Source organism: Streptomyces sp. NPDC028314, assembly GCF_055565795.1.
Window position 1 is genome coordinate 43,905 of sequence record NZ_JBVHTP010000020.1, and the last position, 15,643, is coordinate 59,547.

At 70.3% G+C, this 15,643-nt stretch carries 14 protein-coding genes and 1 pseudogene; 6 read left to right on the plus strand and 9 right to left on the minus strand.

All coding sequences use genetic code 11. The annotated features are described in order from the left end of the window. Positions 1-876 precede the first annotated feature (876 nt). From ACZ4TG_RS34160 to ACZ4TG_RS34175, 4 genes and pseudogenes are all read right to left on the minus strand, one after another. Positions 877-2,082: a ParB/RepB/Spo0J family partition protein gene (locus tag ACZ4TG_RS34160; protein WP_468170849.1), complete on the minus strand. Its 1,206-nt coding sequence runs from the start codon at positions 2,080-2,082 to the stop codon at positions 877-879. Further along, positions 2,079-3,239, minus strand: coding sequence for a ParA family protein (locus tag ACZ4TG_RS34165; RefSeq protein WP_468170852.1), 1,161 nt, complete (start codon positions 3,237-3,239; stop codon positions 2,079-2,081). The genes ACZ4TG_RS34160 and ACZ4TG_RS34165 overlap by 4 nt, the downstream gene beginning before the upstream one ends. A 59-nt stretch (positions 3,240-3,298) precedes the next feature. After that, a pseudogene (locus tag ACZ4TG_RS34170) lies at positions 3,299-3,595 on the minus strand (alpha/beta hydrolase); the annotation flags it as partial. A 244-nt stretch (positions 3,596-3,839) separates the two neighbouring features. Next, positions 3,840-4,190, minus strand: a complete 351-nt coding sequence (locus tag ACZ4TG_RS34175; RefSeq protein ID WP_468170855.1) for a winged helix-turn-helix transcriptional regulator — start codon at positions 4,188-4,190, stop codon at positions 3,840-3,842. A 48-nt stretch (positions 4,191-4,238) separates the two neighbouring features. Between ACZ4TG_RS34175 and ACZ4TG_RS34180 the strand changes: the two genes are divergently transcribed. The 3 genes from ACZ4TG_RS34180 (at position 4,239) to ACZ4TG_RS34190 (ending at position 7,233) form a co-directional block, all read left to right on the plus strand. Beyond that, on the plus strand, positions 4,239-5,144 hold the full coding sequence (locus ACZ4TG_RS34180; protein ID WP_468170858.1) for an NAD(P)-dependent oxidoreductase: 906 nt from the start codon (positions 4,239-4,241) through the stop codon (positions 5,142-5,144). Positions 5,145-6,060: 916 nt separating this feature from the next. Continuing rightward, positions 6,061-6,765, plus strand: coding sequence for a hypothetical protein (locus tag ACZ4TG_RS34185; RefSeq protein WP_468170861.1), 705 nt, complete (start codon positions 6,061-6,063; stop codon positions 6,763-6,765). Between the two features lie 51 nt (positions 6,766-6,816). Next, on the plus strand, positions 6,817-7,233 hold the full coding sequence (locus tag ACZ4TG_RS34190) for a hypothetical protein (protein WP_468170864.1): 417 nt from the start codon (positions 6,817-6,819) through the stop codon (positions 7,231-7,233). A gap of 220 nt (positions 7,234-7,453) precedes the next feature. Here ACZ4TG_RS34190 and ACZ4TG_RS34195 read toward each other — a convergent pair whose 3' ends face one another. The 4 genes from ACZ4TG_RS34195 to ACZ4TG_RS34210 form a co-directional block, all read right to left on the minus strand. Then, positions 7,454-8,038, minus strand: coding sequence for a DUF4352 domain-containing protein (locus ACZ4TG_RS34195; protein ID WP_468170867.1), 585 nt, complete (start codon positions 8,036-8,038; stop codon positions 7,454-7,456). Between the two features lie 75 nt (positions 8,039-8,113). Next, complete coding sequence (locus ACZ4TG_RS34200) at positions 8,114-9,259, minus strand: DUF6183 family protein (protein WP_468170870.1); 1,146 nt, start codon at positions 9,257-9,259, stop codon at positions 8,114-8,116. Between the two features lie 266 nt (positions 9,260-9,525). Then, positions 9,526-10,491: an SDR family NAD(P)-dependent oxidoreductase gene (locus tag ACZ4TG_RS34205; protein ID WP_468170873.1), complete on the minus strand. Its 966-nt coding sequence runs from the start codon at positions 10,489-10,491 to the stop codon at positions 9,526-9,528. 225 nt (positions 10,492-10,716) lie between these two features. Then, a complete protein-coding gene (locus tag ACZ4TG_RS34210) occupies positions 10,717-11,241 on the minus strand; it encodes a hypothetical protein (RefSeq protein ID WP_468170876.1) in 525 nt (174 codons plus the stop codon). A 253-nt stretch (positions 11,242-11,494) separates the two neighbouring features. Between ACZ4TG_RS34210 and ACZ4TG_RS34215 the strand changes: the two genes are divergently transcribed. Continuing rightward, a complete protein-coding gene (locus tag ACZ4TG_RS34215; RefSeq protein ID WP_468170879.1) occupies positions 11,495-11,734 on the plus strand; it encodes a hypothetical protein in 240 nt (79 codons plus the stop codon). Between the two features lie 222 nt (positions 11,735-11,956). Here ACZ4TG_RS34215 and ACZ4TG_RS34220 read toward each other — a convergent pair whose 3' ends face one another. Then, entirely contained in the window at positions 11,957-13,246 is a 1,290-nt protein-coding gene (locus ACZ4TG_RS34220) for a ClC family H(+)/Cl(-) exchange transporter (RefSeq protein WP_468170882.1), read from the minus strand. Between the two features lie 307 nt (positions 13,247-13,553). Between ACZ4TG_RS34220 and ACZ4TG_RS34225 the strand changes: the two genes are divergently transcribed. Both ACZ4TG_RS34225 and ACZ4TG_RS34230 read left to right on the plus strand, forming a co-directional pair. Next, positions 13,554-14,672 carry a hypothetical protein gene (locus ACZ4TG_RS34225; RefSeq protein WP_468170885.1) on the plus strand — a complete coding sequence of 373 codons (1,119 nt, stop codon included), beginning with the start codon at positions 13,554-13,556 and terminating at the stop codon, positions 14,670-14,672. A gap of 177 nt (positions 14,673-14,849) precedes the next feature. Further along, positions 14,850-15,620: a DUF4190 domain-containing protein gene (locus tag ACZ4TG_RS34230; protein WP_468170888.1), complete on the plus strand. Its 771-nt coding sequence runs from the start codon at positions 14,850-14,852 to the stop codon at positions 15,618-15,620. Positions 15,621-15,643 lie beyond the last annotated feature (23 nt).

Consider the following 15,643-nt stretch of genomic DNA (forward strand, 5'->3'; position numbering starts at 1 on the left):
GCCTGCGGGCCGTCGATCGTGCGCCGATGAGCAACTCCGACATGCGCGGTACTCCTGGCTCAGCAGGCCTGCATGCGGCGGCAGCGGCAAGCTCCTCGGCTATGCGCCGTCGGCGTCAAACTTCGAACGTAGGATTGCGATCATGATTCGTTCGGCGGAGTGGAGTTGACCAGCCGTGATGCCCCCGTACTGCGCGATATGCAACGCGTCCTCCAGGGACCACGACTACGAGACTTTCACGCTCGTCTACTTCCGTGCGATAGAGCCACCTCTCGATCATGAGGGGCATCCCGAGAACGCGCTCTGGTTCTGTAAGGGCCACGTCCGGTACACCGAGGGCAAGACCCACATGAGCGCCATCCTGGCCATGGTCCACATACGCGCGGCGATCCGACGCAACGCCCAAAACCCCTGGCCACTCCCCAGCATGCCCTGAGCCCCATGCCTTTCCGCCAAGGCCGATGGAGTTGAGCGGAGTGTGCCGCTGCCATGTCACACGAAATCAAGCGTCCATGGATTTTCGAGGCTCCGGCGCCCGGGACCTTCATCGCGAGCGGTCACAGATGTCGTGCCCGGAACCGGCGTCAGGCGCCGGACAAGACGGAAGGCCCTCCACCGAGGTGGAGGGCCTTCCGCGCCTGAGTAACAGATGACTTGACTATATCCGCCCCGACGAAGTGCGGACACCCGGACTGAGCCACACCACCCGATCGTGTCCTGCTGACTGACGAATGTTCGGTCCCTGCCCGGCGTAACCCTCATACCCGCAGGTCAGAGCGTTCTGCTGGGGAACGGACAGGGACCGGAGGGACTCAAGGGACTGGAATCTCGAATTCCGTTCAGCGCCGGCGACGAGAGGCCGACGCCACTCCACGGCTACCGGCTCGGCTTGTCGCTCTCGGCCAGGAGGAGCGTCAGCTCCGCCCGGTGCTCGGCCGACATGTGCGTCCGGATCGCCTCGCACATGGCCTTCGGGTCCTGCCACGGAAGCGAGGTAGCCTCCGCTGCCCGGCCCTGAGACGGGATGCCCCCCTCCGGCCCCTCCGCCGGAGCGGCACTGGCCACCACCAGCGCGGGAGCCGAGGTCACCCCGACCGGTTCGCCGACCGCAGCCTCCTCGGCCCCCGACCTTTGTCCGCGGACAAAAGTAAGACCCTCCTCCGCAGCTGCAGCCGCAGCCGCAGCCAGCCCGCTGTCCGCAGCCGGCCCGCCGTCCGTCTCCGGATCTTTGACCGCGGACAAAAGTCGGCCCGCCTCCCGGCCTCCAGGCGCCGGAGCCGACTCCTGCACACCGCGCAAGATCTCCCGCTGCACCGCCTTGACCTGGGCTTCCTGCTCCTTGCTCCCCCTCAGGAAGGCGAGCAGTTCCGCCGCCCCGGCCCCCGGCCGGTCCTTCGCGGTGCGCGCCAGAAGCCGTCCGTCACGCTCGGGCAGCTCCCCCGCGCTGAGCATGCGCTGGATCTCCTCCGGCAGCTCCAGCAGCACCAGCTGGTTGGTGACCCAGGAGGGCGAGCGGCCCAGCCGCTCCGCCGCACGCGACTTGGCCCCGTGCTCACGCCCCTCCTCCACACAGGTCTCCACCAGCTGCAGCACGCCGCGGGCGCGCTCGATCACGTCGAAGTCCTCGCGTTCGAGGTTCTCCGCGAGGAGGTGGTCGATGAAGTCCGTACGGGAGGCGGCGAGGTCGTCCCGTACGACGAAGTCCAGCGCCTCCAGCCCCACGTGCAGCGCGCTGCGAAAGCGCCGCTCGCCGTTGATGAGGACGTACGGAGCGGACCCGATCCGGGGCCCGTGGTCGGGCCACAGCCCGAGGTAGGCGTCGCGCCCGACCACGACGCACGCCGAGAGCTGGGCCTGGCGGAGCTCCTCGCCGAAGCGGGTCTTCTCCTCGTCGGTGCCGAAGTTCCGGCGGGGGTTGAGGGGGGTCGCGGACACCTGGTCCAGGGGGATCCGTACGAGCTCGTACGCGGGCACCTCGCCCTGCGCGACGGCCTTGGCCCGCCCGCGTTCGCTCCGGCCGCCCGTACCACGGCGGGCGTTGCTGAAGGCGGCGCCCGTGCCGAGCAGGTCGCTCTTGCTCATGCCGCGATCCTCCGGGCGATCTCGCGCATGGCCTCGGACTGCTCGCAGTCCGGCGCGTAGTGCAGCAGCGGCAGCTTCACGCGGACCGCTTCGCGCTGTTCCTTCAGGTCGGCGATGACCGTGATGACGGGCGGGTCGCCGAACTCCTTCCAGCTGTTGAGGGAGGAGGTGACGACGAAGCCCTTGCGGCTGTCGTAGAGGTTGACGACGAACCCGAGCTGGGCGATCTCGATGTCGAGGTCGTCGGCCAGGTCCTCGATCTGCTCGCTGAGCATGTCGTACGCGTCGGCGGAGGTGTCCTCGGCCTGAACAGGGACGATGATGCCCGAGGTCTTCGCCGCCTCGCCCTCCCGGGTGCGCGCGTAGTAGAGGGCGGTGTCCATCGTGTAGCCCAGGCTGGGCGGGCAGTCGACGACGACGTAGTCGAACTCCTCCTCCAACTCCTCCAGCGCCTTCTCCAGCGCGGTCTCCTTCGTCCGGACATGGCGCGTCGTAGCCAGCCGGGCGTCCAGGAGGAAGGCGTCCTTGCAGGCCGGCAGCAGGAAGAGCCGGCCGGCGAACACCCCGTGCTCGATCGGTACGAGCAGCTCCCGCACCCGGCCCTCGATCTCCCCGAGCATGTGCTTGGCGAGGCTCGGTTCCTTGATGCCCAGCATCTCGGCGCCCAGGTGCCGGGTCAGGTGCCCCTGCGGGTCGAAGTCGATGACGCAGACGCGGGCACCGGTCTCCGCGAGGGCCTGCGAGACGCCGTTGCTGATGGCGCTCTTGCCCACGCCGCCCTTCTGGTTGCAGACCACGACCCGGCGCGCGCCCTCGTGGGACGGCCTCCGTCGCCCGGTGGGGGAGGGGTGCGTGTCGAGCCACAGCCGGATCGACTGGGCGACGCCCTGGTTGTACGGGACCTCGCGTACGCGGCAGTCCTCCTTGAACTCCCCGTACAGCCCGACGGGGAGGTGGGTGGAGAAGAAGGAGACGCCGGAGGTGTCCACGGGCGTCGCCCCGGAGGCATCGGCACGCCACGCGTGGATGCCCTCGGTGACGGCGTCCTGGATGTCCACGCCCAACTGGGCGGCGCGGACCTTGAGTTCCTGCCGCAGGGCCGCAGGCAGCTTCGCGACTACCTTTTCCCTGGATTCCGGATCGTATGGAGCGCTCATGCGCGTACCTTGCTCACCATCACGGGCGAAGGCGAAGAGGCACACCGCACGATTCCTGCTTACTTCGTCCGAGTCACGCCTTGGCGCAGGATGCGCCGGAGCCGACGGGTGCGGGCGTCGCGTGCGTCGTGGCTGAGGGCCGCGTGCGGTGCGATGCCGTCGAAGCCGTGGTAGCCGCCGGGCCATACGTGGAGTTCGGCCTGGCCGCCGGCCTGCCAGATGGCGTCGGCGTAGGCGACGTCCTCGTCCCGGAACATCTCGGCCGATCCGACGTCGATGTAGGCCGGGGGGAGCCCATGATCATGGCGCCGCCGTGCAGGTAGTAGAGCAGGGGCAGCGGCCCCACGAGCCCGGCCGGCCGCGCGCTCACGAGCGTGACGTCCGCTCCGTCCAGCGGCCCCGGCACGCGGAGTTGGCGTAGCCAATCACACCGCCCGGTTCTTCATGGGACCCGTCGAAGCGGACGCTCCCGCGCCACCCCCGCAGTACCCACCTTTTTGTGGGTACTTGGCTGCGGCCGGCAACCCACCGATCCTGGTCAAGGGCGGTCGAGAGGGCCGCCGGATCCGGGGGAGGCGTGGGGGTTGGCCGTGCGGGGAATCAGGAGGCGGACTGGGCGTCGGTGAGTTTCTCCAGGCGGCGGTGGCCCCAGTCGGAGACGGGAGCCAACGCCTCGGAGAGGTCCCGGCCGAACGCCGTCAAGGAGTACGTGGTCTTGAGCGGGAGTACGTCGTGCACCTCGCGGTGCACCAGTTCGTCGGCCTCCATCTCGCGGAGCGCCTGAGTCAGAACCTTCTCGCTGAGACCGGGCAGCTGCCGGCGCAGTTCGCCCGGGCGGTGCGGACCGGATTCCAGCAGCCAGAGCAGAGCCGTCTTCCACTTCCCGTCGATCACCGCGATCGCGGCAGTTACCCCGCACACATCCGGGTCCTGGGCACGACTGCGCGTCATATTCGTCCCGTTCCTTAACGATTATCGATATTTCCATGGAGCTGAACCATGTCTTCACACACCGAACAGTCTGCCCTCACCCCCGGCGACAGCGTCACCGTCCTGGGTCTGGGACCGATGGGCCGCTCCCTGGCGGGCGCGTTCCTGGACGCCGGTCTGCGCACCACCGTCTGGAACCGGACGCCCGGCCGGGACGGGGAGTTGGTCGCGCGCGGCGCCGTCAGCGCCCGCTCGGCCGAGGAAGCGGTTGCCGCGAGCGGGCTGACCGTGGTCTGCGTGGTGAACTACGACGCGGTGGACACCATTGTGCGGGGCGCGGCGGTCACTGACGCCCTCAAGGGGCGCACCCTGGTCAACCTGACCGCCGACACTCCGCACCGGGCCCGGGACGCCGCGGCATGGGCGGCCGAGAACGGTGTTCGCTACCTGGACGGTGCGATCATGACGCCGGCCACGACCATCGGCTCGCCGGCCTCGGTGTTCATCCACAGCGGCCCGGAAGACCTCTACCGCGAGCACCAGCCGGTCCTGGAGGCGCTGGGCGGCACCCACACCCACCTCGGCGAGGAGATCGGCCGGGCAGCGGCATACGACATCGCACTCCTCGACATCTTCTGGACCGCCATGGCGGGCTACGCCCACGCGTTGGCGATGGCGCGAGCGGAGGGTGTCACCGCGCGACAGCTGGCGCCGTTCGCCCAAGGCATCGCCGCCATACTCCCGCCGCTCTTCGAAGAGTTCGCGGAGGATGCGGACAACGGAACGTTCTCCGGCGAGATCAACCCCCTCACCTCAGCAGCCTCGTCGATGGCCCACATCGTCCACACCTCCGAGGCCCACGGCATCGACGCGGGAGTGATGCGCGCAGCGGAAGCCCTGGCCGGCCGAGCGATCGGGGAGGGACACGGCGGAGACGGGTTCATACGGATCGCCGAGGTGCTGGGCCGTAGTTGAGGAGGAGGCCGAGGAGGCCCACGGCGTCGGCCACGACGGCCACGGCTGAAGCGGAGTTCTTGTCCGTCCTCCACCTCAGGCCCTCGATCCCAGGGGCCAGCCCCTGGACCCCGCCAGCGCCTGGCCGCGCTGGACCGGCCGTGGCATGGGGGGCTACTCGCCCCCCAGACCCCCTCGCCAGGCGCTCGGGCGCCCTGGACCCGCTCCCCCTCGCGCCCTGCCCCGGCTCCCTGACGGTCGCCGGTGCACCCCTCGGGCGCTGGGCGCCCTCACTGGGCACGAGGGCCTGCGCACAACGCGCCTGATGCCCCATGGGGCTGAGGAGGGGGTCCCGCCGAAGTGTGCCGTCAGCGGCACGGCACACATGACGGGTCGTCGGCTGGCCTGAGTACGGGGGGAGTTCGTCGGTGGGCCGGGTGTGTCAGGAGCGGAGCGGGCACGACCCGAGCCTGCCGATGTGCGTGGTCGCGTTGCTCTTTTATAAGAGGCCGCGGCCCGAGCACCGCCTCTGACCTGCTGGTTTGTCCGACGGTATGTGTCGCCCAGGACACATTTGACGTTCCGGAATGTGTACCCGGCGAGCACATTTCGCCGAAAACTAAAGCAGCGGTTGAGTTTCCGAAGGCGCGGAACGGCTTCGGAGCACCGCAGGTCAGAGCGTCGACCAAGCGGCCCGCCGACGCCCGTCAGCCTTCTTGAACACGCTCAAATGTGCCGCCATCGCGACAATCGAACTCAAGCAGGCGTGTACTTTCGGCGCGCAGGGGCCGAAAAACTCCACACCGTGTGTACTTTTGGGGCCTGGTTCGAACAGGCCCCGGACCAGAGGCATCTCTCGACGCGCCGCCGCGTCAAAAGACAAGCACACGTTGATTTTTTGGATAGTCTCGGACCGCCTGAGTAACAAGGAGGTCTTGTGACATCTGATCCGCCCGCCCGTCGTCGACAGCGCGGGCCCCGGCCCATCCCCGTCCCCACCGCCGCAGGGGACGACGCCGAGTACGGAGACATCCTGGCCGTTCTGGGCCAGCAGCTCGGGGAGAAGGTGGCCCAGGCCGCCGACCCCAGCGGCCGCCGTCGGCTCAAGGGAGTCCACTTCGAGTACGCGGCGGACCCCAAGGCCGTCCACGACATGGCCGGAGGTGCGGGCTACAGCCTCGCCAGCAACTGGTTCACCCAGCTCCTGGCGCAGCTGGCCGTCGCGAACAGCATCACCAAGTCCCAGCTGTGCGTGTTCCTTTTCGTCGCCGGGGGGCAGGTTCCGGGAACCGGCATCACCCAGTACACGCAGCAGGAGATCACGGACGGACTGAACAAGGTCGCCGCGCAGAAGGGCGGCAAGATGATCACGCGATCCACGGTCAACCGTGCCGTGCAGGCGCTGTGCGGCTACAACTGGGTGGAGAAGGCGGGCAACGGCCGGATCCAGATCAACGTACGCCTGTGGTTCCACGGCAACAGCACGGCCCAGCACGAGGTGCTCGCCGAGATCGCCGACCGGCACGAACACGACGTCGAGGCGTTCCCGTACGCGGTGGGCCCGGAACGCGCCCACCAGGAGGAACTCGACCTCGGCTTCGTCGTCGAGGAGACCGTTCGCCAAAGGAGGCGTACCGGGTGATAGTGCTGCCAGGCTCCCGCACGGGCACCTGTTCAAGAGGAAGGCTGTCCCATGGCTAACGTCATGTCTCCGATCGTCGCGGAGCGCATCTGGGCCCTGCCGCTGTCAGGGTCTGCCGTCAAGTTCCTCCAGTACCTCGTCTCGCGCAGCGACTTCGGGGGAACGCTGCCGGTCCGGCAGAAGGACATGGCGGCCGAGTACGGCGTGACCCCCCAGGCCGTCAGCGGGCTCATGGCGCCCCTGTGCGACCTGAACATCGTGCTCAGACCGCGCAGCGAGGAGCGCAACGGCAACTCGTACCGCCTGCACCCGCTCGCGGCGAAGTACGAGAGCCCCGAGAGCATGGAGGCGGCGTTCCGTGCGGCGCTCGCCCGCATCCAGGCGGGGGACCTGCCCAACCTGAAGCTGCCGACGTACCACCAGGCCCCGCCCGCCCCGACGGGCCGCCCCAAACTGCAGGTCGCCTGACCGCGCGGGACGGGACAAGACGGAAGGCCCCCCACCGAGGTGGGGGGCCTTCCGCGCCTGAGTAACTTGGTGCCCCCACTATATCCGCCGGGCACCCGATCCACGCGGCTCGATCGTGCCGCGCAGCGCGACCGTGTCTTCGGACCCGGCCGGCCGCAGGCCGTGGCCACCCCGATCCGGCGCGCGCGTCAAGGGCGCACGTCAGGGGCGCACCTCGTGCCTATCCGGCGGGTACGGTCCAGTCGATCGGCTCCTCAAGTGCCTCAGGGGCGTAGACGAGCCGGGCCGGCCGTTTGTCGCTCGGCACGGGGTAAGGGATCTTGCCGCGTACGCAGTCACCCCGCTTGACCAGCACATCGTTGGTCGGGAACTCCGGTTTGGGAAGGTCGCCACCGTTGAGGCCGGTGACCTTGATACGCGTCCCGTCCTCGTAGGCGAGCGACCAGGGGAACTGGCTGACCGAGAAGACATTGCTCGCGGTGTTGCAGACCTTGACCTCGACGGTGGCCCAGACATCGCCGCCCAGCGTCTTGCGGTCGGGCGGCTCGGGACCGTCGGCGGGCTGGGTGTAGGCGAGGGCGACGGCGGTGAACGTGCCGTCGGTGTTGGTGATCTCGGCCGCCTCACCCAGGGCGAAGCGGGTCTTGGCCGGCGTCGGTGAGGGCGAGTTACGGATCGCCGTGGGCCCGGCATCGGGCGTGGCCCGACCCCCGGCACCCTTGCCGGCCGACCCGCTGCAGCCGGCGCTGAACGAGGCGAGGACGAGCACCGCGCTCATGGATGCCGTGATGGTGTTGTGTCGCATGGTCCCCCCGGGGCGTACGTGATGTAGGGGCCAGCATCGCTGATCACTGACGCCGAGCATCACCCCACGGGGGAGTCAGTCGGTGTCGGTTGCCGCCAGTACCGACAGGCGCCGCCCGCCCGGCGCCAGCGCGGCCAGGCCGATGTCCCAGACCACCTGCTCGAACCAGTCCGTGGTGGTGCTGAAGCCGTACCAGGAGCAGTCCGCCACCCGCGCCTCCACCTCCTCGGGCGGTGCTCCTTCCGCGGCCTCCGCCAGTCCCGCCATCGACTGCCAGGCGGCGAGGCGGCCGTACGCACCCCGGCTGCCCGAGCCGTAGGCCCCACCCGAGGACGCCGCCGCGAAGAGCACGCGCCACACCTGGTCCGGCGTACATGCGGAGGCCGAGAACGTGGCCCCCGGCTCGTCCCCGCCGGCCAGGCACTCCAGTCCCAGCGAAGCGAGCGCACTCGGCACGACCTTCGCGCGAAGGGGCTCCTCGAAGTCGAAGATGCCCGCCTCGATACGGCCGTTGGACTCCTCCGCCCAGTTGGCGACGGCTGCTTTCATGGCCCTCTCCGTGGCCTCCGGGGTCACCTCCACCGCGGCCGGGACGGGGATGGTCCAGTCCGACCGCAGCTCGGATCCCTCGAAGGACCCGTACGGCAGTGAGTGGGCTTCGCCGCCGGCGCCGTACCCCGGCAGGGCGGGATCGGCTTCCATGACGGACAGCGTCAGAGGCAGCCAACCGAGCGGGTGGTACCTCCAGTGCGGCGACCTCGCCCAGCGGGCGATACCCGGCACCTCGGTCACCGGGACACCCCTGAGCACCAGCTCCTGGAGCAGGCAGATCCGAAGCTCCTCCGAAGCGCTTGCGGACGAGCCGCCGCCGGCGAATGCCACGGCCAGATCCTCCGCACGCTGGCCGGCGGCGAGCAACGACGCCGCGTAGCGGTCCATCTCTCGGCCCTTGAACCCCGGCGCGCTGATCAGCCGCAGTGCCGCTCCCGCATGCCCGGGCCCCGGAGTGCTGGTCAGGACGCGCAACAGATGGTCGAAGACGCTTCGGTACTGCCAGGCCGGGACGGCCGCCGACTCGTGCCGTCGCGCGAGCGCGATACCCAGCTCGGTCGCGAAGTCGATGTCACCTTGCGCGAGTCGCCGGTTGGCCATGTCCCACACGTCCGTGACGCTCGCCAGGCCGGGCGCCGCCATTACGATCTGCTCTATCTCGTCAGCCACGACGCTGAGCCTATGTCCCCGGCCGTGCCTGTCCGCGAGCACATCTGACCTGCCGGAACAAGCCCGCTGGCAGCCAGAGGGGGTCATGGACAGGCAGCTGGACGTCGAGCGGTGCTCGGAGATTTTCGCCGTGGGCGGGGCGAGCCGGTGCCCGATGCGGCGAGGACCGGCGGCAGCTGAGACGGCTGCCGCAGTGGAGCCGTTGCAGGGGTGGGCAACGCCCCGCTGCGCCGGGAATCCCTGGCGCTGATGCGCAGGGGCCCCGTTCAGGTGGTTGCCGCGAACGCGTCGACACCTGTGAGCTCGGCCGAGAGCTTCCACAGCCGCGCCGCGTGCCCGGGATCCGTTGCGTAGGCGCGTACGCCCCCGGTGAGTTCGCCCTCGCCTGCAGGCTCCGCGATGTCGCAGTCCTCGCAGTAGACACCGCCCATGCCGGCCAGCTGCGGGGATGTCGCCGCCCACACCTGTGTTGCCGCACCCTGGCTCGGGGTCTTGAACCCGGCGTCCGTCGGATTGCCGTCCTCGTCGATCCAGCCGGCAGCGCGCATCTCCTCCCGGGGTACGTAGCGCCCCAGCTGGGTGGCAATGGCGCCGGGGTGCACCGCAAACGCCCGTACCCGGGCGTCCCGGCCGAGCATATCGAGCTGTACGGCGAACAGCGCGTTGGCGGTCTTCGCCTGCCCGTACGCCTGCCACTTGTCGTAGCCGTGCTCGAACTGCACGTCGTCCCAGTGGATGTCCGAGAGCTGGTGGCCGTTGGAGGACACCGTGACGACTCGCGCCCCACCCCGGGCGATCACCGGCCAGAGCCGGTTGACGAGTGCGTAGTGGCCGAGGTGGTTGGTCGCGAACTGCGACTCCCAGCCCGGTCCGACCCGTGTCTCCGGGCAGGCCATGATCCCGGCGTTGTTGATCAGCAAGTCGATACCGCGGCCGGAGGCGATGAAGCGTTCGGCGAAGCCGCGGACGCTGTCGAGGTCGGCGAGGTCCAGTTCGTCGACCTCCACGCCGTCGATGCCGGCGACCGCCTCCGTGGCGGCCGCGCGGCGTCGGGCAGGCACCACGACATGGGCGCCGACGCCGGCGAGCGCCCGCGTCGTCTCCAGTCCGATGCCCGAGTAACCGCCGGTGACCACCGCGAGCTTCCCGGTCAGGTCGACCCCGCGCAGGACCTCCTCCGTGGTGCTCCGGGCTCCGAAGCCTGACCCGAACCTGTGCTGAGGAGTTGCCATGGTTCCAAGCTACGAGTCGCAGAGCGCTGGACATGACACGCGCGGCCGAGCTCTCGCCGAGCTCTCGCCGGGTTCACTCCGGCGACGGGCGCCCCGGGTCTTCGCAGCGGCCGATCACCGGGCACAGGAGTTTTCGCTGCTGCCCGCTCCCGCCCGCTCTCGGACACGCCCGGCGCCGCCCGTCGAGCGGCTGCCTCCGCCGTGTCGAGTGTGGCGCGGCCGTTCTCAGGACGATGCCGGTGCGGGTGTGAGCGCTGGTACGGAAGACGGTGTGGGGGCGGGGGAGGTCTTGTCACCGTCCACGCACGACAGCGACATGATGACCGACGACTGAACGCCCTGTGTCGCAAGGTCCCCCAGGAGGGGGGCGCTGACCGTCCAGTTGTTCTTCGTCAGGGTGAGCATCCGGCTGCCCACGTCGGGTCCGCTCTGCCAGCCGTGCTCGGAACGGGCCCTTGCGAAGGCCGCCTTGAGGGCGGTGTCCAACGTCTCCGACGCATGCAGTCCCGAGAGCCGTTCGTAGCACATGCCCAGTACGTTCGAGGGTTCCCTCTCCACCGTGATGCCTTCCGCCGCCAGTGCGGAGGTCATCTCCGACACGGCCGTGTCCGCGGGCAGCGGCGGACCCGAAAAACGCGGGGGCAGCGGGCCGAGGTCCTGCAGCGGATAGGCGCAGGCCGTCGCCGTCGCCGTCATCAATGCCGCCATGACCAGGGACGCCAGGGCAGTGCGCCTCTGTGGCTGTCGCACGATGGTGTCCGTCCTCTCTGTCGTCTGCACGGCCGACCAGTCTCCCATCCCGCCGATCTTGACGGACCACCGGCCACGGCCAGTGCTGTGACCGGACACCCTCGCTGCGATCAAGGGTGTCGGGTTCGAGCCGGTCGGCCAGGTACTCGGCACGGCCGTCTTCGGCATCGGGTACACCGGCGCCTGGGGCCGCCCGGGCGCGTGGTCGGTCGCAGGCGGCACGGAGGTGCCGTCCTCGAGGTGGGCGTCGTCCTTGTCGCAGTTGGTGAGGACGGTGTACGCGGCGCTGGGCCGCGCGGTGGCCGAGTGCCGCGCGCTCGGCGGCGACGGGATCGTCGGGGTGGAGCTGAGGGTCCGCGACTTCCCGGCGCGGGGTCTGGAGTTCACTGCGCCCAGCTGCTCAACCACGTCCGCCAAGTCGCCCGGAAACAGCTGGCCCTCGATGCGGCGAAGCGCGGCGGCGACGGGGTGGTGGTGGACGACCTGGAGTTGAGCGTGAGTGAGAGCGAGTGCCCGGCATACGGCAACTCGCGCGGCCTCAGCGCGGAGGCGGTCTTCGTCGGCACCTCCGTGGGTGCGGCCCCCGGCGGGTAGCCGGCCCCTGTCCACCAGCGACCGCGGCGGGCGGACCCGGAGTCCCGGCAGCGGCGGAGGCGGCCGAGGACACGGACGCAGCTCCCGCGTCCTGCTTGCTTCCAGGGACGTACTTGCGCCGTCAGGGGCGTTCCAGCATCCGGCGCCGCAGGCTGTCGTAGATGGGCTCGCTCTCCAGCCAGTCCGCGGTCACGGCCGCGGCGAAACACGCGATCAGCAACGGGGCCAGCAGCCCGGCGGCGCCGGTCATCTCCACGACCAGGACGATGCCCGTCAGCGGCGCCCGTACGACCCCCGTGAACAGCGCGGCCATCCCCACCACCGCGAACGCGGCCGGGCCCGCCGCGTGAACCGGCAGGAGGGGGGAGGCGAGCGCGTGGGCGAGGGTTCCCGACAGGGCTCCCAGGGCCAGCAGCGGGGCGAACAGCCCGCCGGGTGTCGCGGCCGCGTAGCTGAGCGGGCCGGCCACGAACCGCACGGCGAGGTAGGTCACCAGCGCCGCCAACGTCATGCCGCCGCCCGCCAACAGCCGCTCGCTCAGCGGGTCTCCGCCACCAGCCAGGAGCGGATCGACGGCCATGAGAGCTCCGACCACGGCCCCGATGGCGGCCGCCCGGACGGTGAGCGGTACCCGGGTCAGCCGGTCACACGCCCGCAGCATCCGTACGACCAGAGCGCTGTAGGCGGCGCCCAGCGCCCCGGCCGCCGCGCCGAACAGCAGGAAGACCGGCAGCATCCACACGGGCGGGGCGGGGATGCCCGGCATCGGGAACACGGGCGCGCCCCCCACGACGAGCTGGGAGCAGACCACCGCGGTGACGGTACCGACCAGGGTCAGCAGCACCAGGCGGGGCCTGATCGTGCGGGTCACTTCCTCGCAGACGAACAGCAGCCCGCCCAGCGGAGCGGTGAACGCCACCGCCAGGCCCGCCCCGCCGAGCGCGGTGTGCAGCAGGCGGGCGTCCTCGGCGTCCAGCCGGGTGCGACGACCGGCCACCAACCCGATCGCGGCGCCCATGTGGACGATCGGGCCCTCCCGCCCCAGGACCAGGCCCGAGCCGATCGCGACGAGGCCGCCGATGAACTTCGCGGGCAGCAGCAACAGCGGACGCGCCTCGGACTCCTGCCGCCACACCGCTTCCACGTGCTGGATCCCGCTGCCGGCCGCGTGCGGGACCCGCTGGGCGATCAGGCACGCAACCGCCGCGCCCGCCGCGGTGAGGGCGACCGGCACCAGCCAGCCCACCACGCCCAGACCCGCGGCAGCCTCCACCACCGAACCGCGCAGCCTGTCGGCGTGCTCCAGGCACCACCGGAAACCACCGCCGACCAGCCCCACCAGACAGCCGGCCGCCCCCGCGACCACGAAGGCGCGGCCGGTCTTGCGGCAACCAGGCCGAGCACCGGGCATGGACTGCCTCCACCAAGCCGCACGGGGACGTCCGCCGAGCCTGCACCCCTCGGCCGGCCATCACGGCCAACCTCGCCGTAGCCATGCCCCGACCCACCCCGCCCGGGCGAACCCGACGGGCCGCCCGGGCTGGTGGGGCGTCGAGGCGGGGCGGGACGGCTCGCGCCACGTCGCCACCAGGTCGGTCGCGGATCTTGGTGCTCGGTCGAGAAGCCTTCCGGCACGGTGGATTTAAGAGGTTGTGGGTGCCGGGCTCGCCGTGGCATGCTCCGGCCATGATCAAGAGAATCGAGTCCTCCGTCCGCCGATGAGCGAGACGACCGGGGAACGGCTGCCCGGATCACGGACCACACTGTTCGAGCACGCGCTGCAGCTGCACCGACTGGCTCGGGACGAGCCACTGCCGCGGGACGGGGAACCGTATCCCGACGACGGGTCGCATCGTCACCGGAAAGGCCCGGCGGCACCTGAGGACCGGCACTCGGCCGGCAGGGACGCGGCGCTCGTCCTGGACGCGCATTTCGCGCGGGCCTCTGCCCTTCCCGGTGAATTGGCCGATGCCTTCCACGACGTCTACGTCCCGATCCACCCCGACGAGCACATCACCGCCGCGGCCGAGCGGGCGGACAGAGACCGCGTTCGACGAACGGGCCGCTCGCTCGTGCGACACGGGACCGACCGATGCTCGGTCACCGTCGGCCTTGCCCTGGTCGCTGCCGTGGGAACAGCCGACGACGTCCCCCTGATTCAAACGATCGGGCTCCTGTCCAACCACTTCGGGCCACTGGCGGCGCACGCTTTCGAGGGGCAGCCCGGAGGAGTCGAGGCCCTGCTCTGGCTCGCCGAGCGAGTCACCGGCTGGGGGCGCGTCTACGTCGTCGAAGCTCTCTGCAGGCTCGACGACCCAGCTGCCCGGCCTTGGCTGCTTCGCAGAGCCTGTGACGGCGACTTCCTCAACGGATACTTCGCCGGCAAGGTCGCCACGGTCGCCAGACTCCACGAGGCGCTCGGAGACCTCGACACCGACAGCGAGATGGTCGACCACCTCGGTCGGATGCTCCACCTGATGAGCGACTGCGGTGGGATGGGACTCACCCTCGCTCACTACCCCCATTCGGGAGTGGTCTTGGAAGCCCATGCCCGCCACGTGGGTTCCCTCAGCCCGACCATCGAGCGCTACTTCACGATCGCGCTGCTTGCTCAGCACCTGACGACGAAGTCCCCCGAGGCCGCCGGGTGTACCGCGGAGCAGCAGGAGGCGCTCCGGACGACGTACCTCTCGGTGCTCGACCGGGAGGAGTGGACCCGGAGCGCACGCGCCGCTCTCGCCGCGGAGGACAACCGGATGCGCTGGCTCGCGGACCACCGGGCGCCACGGCTGAGGCTGCGTGCGTTCCCCGACCGAGAGCCGGATGCGGAGGAGTAGCGCAGGCCAGGATCCACCTTGGACCGGCACCCGGACGGCCGCGGTCCCGCAGGCGGCTCTGCCCCGTCGCCTGACTGTCCGAGCGCCATGCGACCATCAGACGCCACCCGGCGGCCGCGGTGTCACCGCCCGGCTGCTGGTCGCCATTCCCCCCTTTGAGCAAGGAGCGCCACGCGCATGTCCATACCCCCGCCACCGCCGCCGTCCCCCGAGCCGTACGGGCAGCCGTACCCGCATCCGTACGGGCAGCCGGGGCAGCCCGGGCAGCCCGGCTGGTATGCCCCGCCGCAGCAGAAGAACAACGTGCTGGCCATCGTCGCGTTCGTCATGTCGATCGTCTGCGCGCTGCCACTGGTCCCGCTGATCCTCGGCATCATCGCCCTCTCCCAGATCCGCGCCCGCGGTGAGAACGGCAAGGGCTTCGCCATCGCGGCGATCGCCATTCACAGCGTGACCATCGCGTTCTACGCCCTCGTGCTGATCCTCGGTCTCTCCGGAGCGCTGGACGACGGCCCACCGCCGAAGCGCGACACCGGAGGCCAGGTCACCGGCTCGGGCTCCAGCAAGGTCAACGACATCCGCACGGGGGACTGCTTCAACACGGACGGCGATCTGGCGGAGTATCAGGACAAGGAGGAAGGCCAGGCCGCCTTCGCGGTGCGCGTCGTGCCCTGCGACCAGCCTCACGAGGGGGAGGCGTACGCCGTCTTCGACCTGGACAAGGGGCCGTACCCCGGCTCGGAGAAGGTCATCTCGACCATCGAGGAGAAGTGCAGCGGCACGTTGCTCACCGACTACGTGGGCGACGAAGCCAAGCTCTCGGAGAAGCTGGAGGTGTTCTACTACTTCCCGCAGGCCGCCAGCTGGACGCTCGGCGACCGCAAGGCCACCTGTTTCCTCGGCGACTCCACCGGCGCGAGCACCGGCTCGGTCCGCGCGCATCCCTGAGCCACGATGGGTCGATGCTCGCC